This is a genomic window from candidate division WOR-3 bacterium (genome assembly GCA_016926475.1).
Lineage (GTDB): Bacteria > SDB-A > SDB-A > SDB-A > SDB-A > JAFGIG01.
Window position 1 is genome coordinate 1 of sequence record JAFGON010000104.1, and the last position, 4,596, is coordinate 4,596.

The 4,596-nt window shown below is 38.1% G+C and carries 7 protein-coding genes and 1 riboswitch; of the genes, 3 read left to right on the forward strand and 4 right to left on the reverse strand.

From position 1 onward, the window contains the following. Positions 1-97: 97 nt before the first annotated feature. Positions 98-361, forward strand: coding sequence for an RNA-binding protein (locus tag JXA84_10020; GenBank protein ID MBN1151539.1), 264 nt, complete (start codon positions 98-100; stop codon positions 359-361). A gap of 44 nt (positions 362-405) precedes the next feature. On the opposite strand, the gene JXA84_10025 is transcribed toward JXA84_10020, so the two are convergent. The 4 genes from JXA84_10025 to JXA84_10040 are packed head-to-tail and all read right to left on the reverse strand — an operon-like array spanning position 406 to position 2,763. Further along, positions 406-1,122 carry a twitching motility protein PilT gene (locus tag JXA84_10025; protein ID MBN1151540.1) on the reverse strand — a complete coding sequence of 239 codons (717 nt, stop codon included), beginning with the start codon at positions 1,120-1,122 and terminating at the stop codon, positions 406-408. Next, positions 1,109-1,849, reverse strand: a complete 741-nt coding sequence (locus JXA84_10030; GenBank protein ID MBN1151541.1) for a hypothetical protein — start codon at positions 1,847-1,849, stop codon at positions 1,109-1,111. Before JXA84_10030 ends, JXA84_10025 begins: the two co-directional genes overlap by 14 nt. Before the next feature lie 51 nt (positions 1,850-1,900). Beyond that, the gene (locus tag JXA84_10035; protein ID MBN1151542.1) at positions 1,901-2,503 is read right to left on the reverse strand and encodes a lysine exporter LysO family protein; all 603 of its coding nucleotides are present in this window, start codon (positions 2,501-2,503) and stop codon (positions 1,901-1,903) included. Next, positions 2,500-2,763 (reverse strand): LysO family transporter, encoded by a 264-nt coding sequence (locus tag JXA84_10040; protein ID MBN1151543.1) that lies wholly within the window; start codon positions 2,761-2,763, stop codon positions 2,500-2,502. The genes JXA84_10035 and JXA84_10040 overlap by 4 nt, the downstream gene beginning before the upstream one ends. Before the next feature lie 557 nt (positions 2,764-3,320). Continuing rightward, a riboswitch (molybdenum cofactor riboswitch) is annotated at positions 3,321-3,453 on the forward strand. A gap of 78 nt (positions 3,454-3,531) precedes the next feature. Between JXA84_10040 and JXA84_10045 the strand changes: the two genes are divergently transcribed. Both JXA84_10045 and JXA84_10050 read left to right on the forward strand, forming a co-directional pair. Then, complete coding sequence (locus JXA84_10045; protein ID MBN1151544.1) at positions 3,532-4,320, forward strand: ABC transporter permease; 789 nt, start codon at positions 3,532-3,534, stop codon at positions 4,318-4,320. After that, on the forward strand, positions 4,313-4,596 hold a 284-nt coding region (locus JXA84_10050), incomplete at its 3' end, for an ATP-binding cassette domain-containing protein (protein MBN1151545.1). The genes JXA84_10045 and JXA84_10050, both read left to right, overlap by 8 nt.

Sequence of the window (4,596 nt, forward strand, 5' to 3'; positions counted from 1 at the left end):
ATAATTAAACTTTACTAGTAATGTTGGTCTTGGCAACTTATGGAATTTCCAAACTTCTGAGTTGCTGTTTTTAGAACGTATTAGTAAGAGGTAGTGTATGAAGCTGTATGTGGGTAATTTGCCCTATGAACTGAATGAAGACGAATTGAGGACAATGTTCGCGCAATTCGGAGAAGTGGCGTCAGTAAACATCATTTCCGACAGAGTCACAAAACGTCCAAAAGGATTTGGTTTTGTCGAAATGCCTAACAACCAAGAAGCCGAAAATGCGATGAAAGATCTCAACGAAAAAGAGGTAAAAGGCAGAAAAATCAGAGTCAACGAAGCAAGGCCTAAAGAGGAAAATCCGAGATATAATTAGATCCCAGATATTCCGTAAAATTTCAAAATAGAAAATTTAAGCTCTCAGCGTTTTTGTTGGGAGCTTTTTATATATTCTACAATCTTTTGTAATCTGAAAAAATGTGAACCTTTCCAGTATATTTTACCGCAACCCGAACATACATAAAATTCATTGTACCTTTGAGACGTGCCCCAGGGAATCTCGGAAATTATCTGTTTTTTTTCAACGGGAGACAGCTTACCCCCGCATTCGGTGCATAGGCTGAACGGATTAATTTGATCGAATAGAGCGAACTTGTCGCATACTTCAATAATTTGATCCTCGGTTTTAGTGTTTCTTATCCAATAACCGTAATTCACTTTTTTTCTCATCAGCAATTGTACGTCTCTTGTCAAGACAGTTCTTGATTCCTTTTGTGCTATGTCAGCTATCTGAGAGTCTTCGAAATTGTTCTGATACTTACAGTCAAATCCCAAAAGTCTCAGCCTGCGAGAAAGGATTCCCAGATGGACATCGGCGATAAATTTGATTTTTACCATAAAAGTTTTTACCTGAGGAAAGACTTCAAGGGTTGTCGGATATGTAATTTTGTAATCAGGGAGAACTTCTTTCCCGTCTGCGAAAATTACACCGAATTCGGTGTGTGGGACACCCTGGCTTTCGATTATGTCTTTGACCTGAGAACCAGTTATTAGGTCTAATTTTGCTGATCGGAATTTTTTTTCTTTTGGCAAAAAGTCGTTGAGTTCGTCATGGAAAAGAATTTCAATTGAAATCATTGCGTTGGCTTCCAAGCGGATTTACCTTACAATTGGTTTTCCAGAATTTTAATAGATTGTCGCAATTTTCTTTAAGCGTCTCGTATCCGTCAAGAACTTGCTGAAGAAGCGCGAAATATCCGATGAATATGTTTTTGAAGTCGGTTGCGTAAATACAATCTGAATTTATCAGTTTATGATTTAATAGGTCTATATTTCTGTACATGAAAGGTATGGCAGTGTTGAAAGCGAAATCGTTAGAAATTTTTTCTTCAAGCTTTATCTCCTCAAAACTAATGTAGTAGCTTACCAATTTATTTCTGAGATCGTAATTCCTTATTATATTGAGGTTACCGCTGTTGACTATTGAAACATAAGCGGACATCTTAGGAGTAAATTGATTGATTGTAGCTATGTCCTGAAACACTTCTATAGAATTTTCCGGAGTATGGGTGTTTTGTTTGATCGACTCTGTGAAGGCTTTTGCCCTTTTGTTTTTTTTTCTGTTTTGTTCGGTTAGTTGTTGGGCAATATCCAAATCGTGCTGTAGATCACGCATGAAGTCATCCAGATATTTTTTTTCTAACCTGATCATTTTGACTTTCTCCCAATAAGAATTAAGAATGAAAGTCACAGATACACCTGCTGTGACGATCGCCAGATCGATGATATATCCTGTATAAAATGATACCGGTTTTATCGTAACTATTTGAGCGTTTACAAAATTCAGAAAAAAAACTAATCCCATTATTATCCCTCCATATACACTACGGCGAACGCTTTAATATCATGCGATCTATCAAAGATTTAATATTAATGTCACAAAAAACGGAACGAGAGCTGTCAGCAAAAAACCGTTCAAGATGGAGATAAACGCGTATTCACTGCCTGAAAATTTCGTTATCACCGGTAGAGTAGTGTCCATAGATGTAGCCCCTCCTGAAGCTATGGGCGCGAGTTTTCCGAAAAACTTTATCAAGATGGGTGTAAAAAGAAGTGTTATTATTTCTCTTGTTAAATTTGAAATCAACGCGATTATTCCGAGAGTTTCTCCGCTAATTTTCGTTATAAAAACGCTGGATAGGCTGTAATACCCAAAACCCGCTCCAACTGCCAGGGATTCTTTGAAACTGACTCCCTGGATTAAGGGTGAAACAATCGCCACCCCTCCTAAAGTGCCTAATATTACAGAAATTGGAGCTGTAAATACCTTGAAATTCATCCGCTTGAGGGCTTTAAAAGTCTTTTTATCCGCACCTATATCTACCCCAACCAGGAAAATAAGACAATAAAGTGTGTATGTGCTGAAATCAAAGCCGGTCAATGTTTCCGGAAAGTAGTCAAAAAAGCCGACAAAAACACCCAATGAGAAAAATAGGATTATTACAATGGATTTAATCATTCGTTTTCACGGAAGAAAATTTTGAAAAAAATGTATGAAATCAAAACACTGCCGGAAATGCCGGCAAAAGAAAGTATGACCGCCTTCAAACCTAAGGAAAAAAATTTTTCAACAAGGGCTTTGTTCTGACTAACGGATATTCCCAGAAAAAAAAGGAGCGCGTAAACGGTGGCTTCAGACGCGTGATTTATTAATTTCATGGTTTTTTCTTTGTTTCTAAGAAGAAATCCAAAACCTATACCTGAAGTCAAGAGTATCAAAAATATCAGCAGTTTAACCTCCCCAGCGACGAATTTAGTATTTTAATAATCCGCTTTTGGATTTTTGGGTATATATCTTTATTTTCAAAATTCAACCTTGAATAAATTATGGTGAATTTTCGCCCACTCTATCCCGTTTGCCACCTCTTTTGGAAACGGAACTAGAAATTTGCCAGTGAGACTATTTTTTGATAGATAGTTTTCAAAACACATGATTATGTCTATGGGTTTCGCATTTGCACATTTTTCGTGAGTGTTGAAATTATTTTATCGCATGATTTTTTCAAGCTCTTCATGTGTTCTGGTTTCCCCCCAGTAGATTATTCCAAGGGATGTGTATTTACCTGATTAACATTCGATTTCTTCGTTGAGGAGTGAATAGAATTCACCAATCGATCTGAGGTTGTATGCCGCGACGAGTTCTTCTATTTTGAGATCCCTTGTAAAAATTGTTTGGCAAATTATAAAATAACTGAATAAAGAGGTCAAAATATTATAGCTTAATACATAAATTCACTTGTCAGAGGAAAAAATATAAAGTATAAAAGTATTTTTTATTTTCTGAAACTCTTCGAGCCGGTTAACCTAAAGATCTTTCCAAGGTTTCCGGCCGGCAGACGAAAGTCTCGAGGGCTTCTATGGAAACATTCAAGCCTCCCGTGTTTGGAAAGGAGAGGAAATGGAAAGCTTTTTTCTTAGAACACTTCAGGGGTCTGAAGTGCTATTTTCAGAGGCTTGATGTATCTGAAGGGTAAAAAGCCAAGCGCGATGTACCTTGTCTTTTCCCTTTTAGGGTTTATTCTGGTGCTTTTTATAGGTGTGCCGGTGTTGAAGGCTCTCTTCGGAACCCCAGTAGATTCTATGCGCAGCTCTCTTTCTGAAAAGTCTGTCTATTTCTCAATTCTGATGACCGTGTTTTCCGCAGCTTTTGCCTCCTTGATAGGAATTATATTCGGAGTTCCGCTGGCGTATATACTGGCCAGAAAAAATTTTTTTGGTAAAAGACTGGTAGAAAGCCTCATAGACATTCCGGTAGTCATACCTCATTCAGCCGCCGGAATCGCTCTTTTATTTGTGTTCGGAAGAAATTTTTTGACCGGTAAACTTTTCAACCTCATAGGCGTTTCATTTTACAACAGCATACCCGGAGTTATTATAGCTATGCTTTTTGTAAGCATACCATTTCTAGTGAATTCAGCCAGAGAGGGTTTTGAATCCGTCGACGAAAAGCTTGAAAAAGTGGCTAGGTCTCTCGGCGCTTCTCCATGGAGAACATTTTTAACGATTTCAATGCCGCTCGCATCCAGAAGCATTCTCGCGGGTTCTATTATGATGTGGGCGAGAGGAGCGAGTGAATTCGGGGCAGTACTCATCCTCGCGTACAACGTCAATTTTTTTGGGAACTATGTACGGGTCGCTCCTATACTCGTGGCAGAGAGGTTCAACTCATTTGGGCTCGAATACGCGAAACCGGTTACAGCTATTGTAATACTCATCTCCCTTGTAGTGTTTGTCGTCCTGAGAATGTTTACGGCTAAAGAGAAAAAGCATGATTAAAATAAAATCTCTTAAATTAAATTTAGGCTCTTTTTATCTCGAAAACATAGATCTTGAAATCCAAAGCGGAGAATACTTCATAATCTTGGGGCCAACAGGAGCGGGAAAATCAATCATGCTTGAAGCGTTAGCTGGACTTCATCCTTTAATCGAAGGAAAGATAGAGGTAAACGGAAAGGACATAACAAATTTTCCGCCTGAAAGGCGAAAAATCGGTATTGTATATCAGGATTACTCTCTTTTTCCTCATATGTCTGTCTATGAAAATATCGCCTA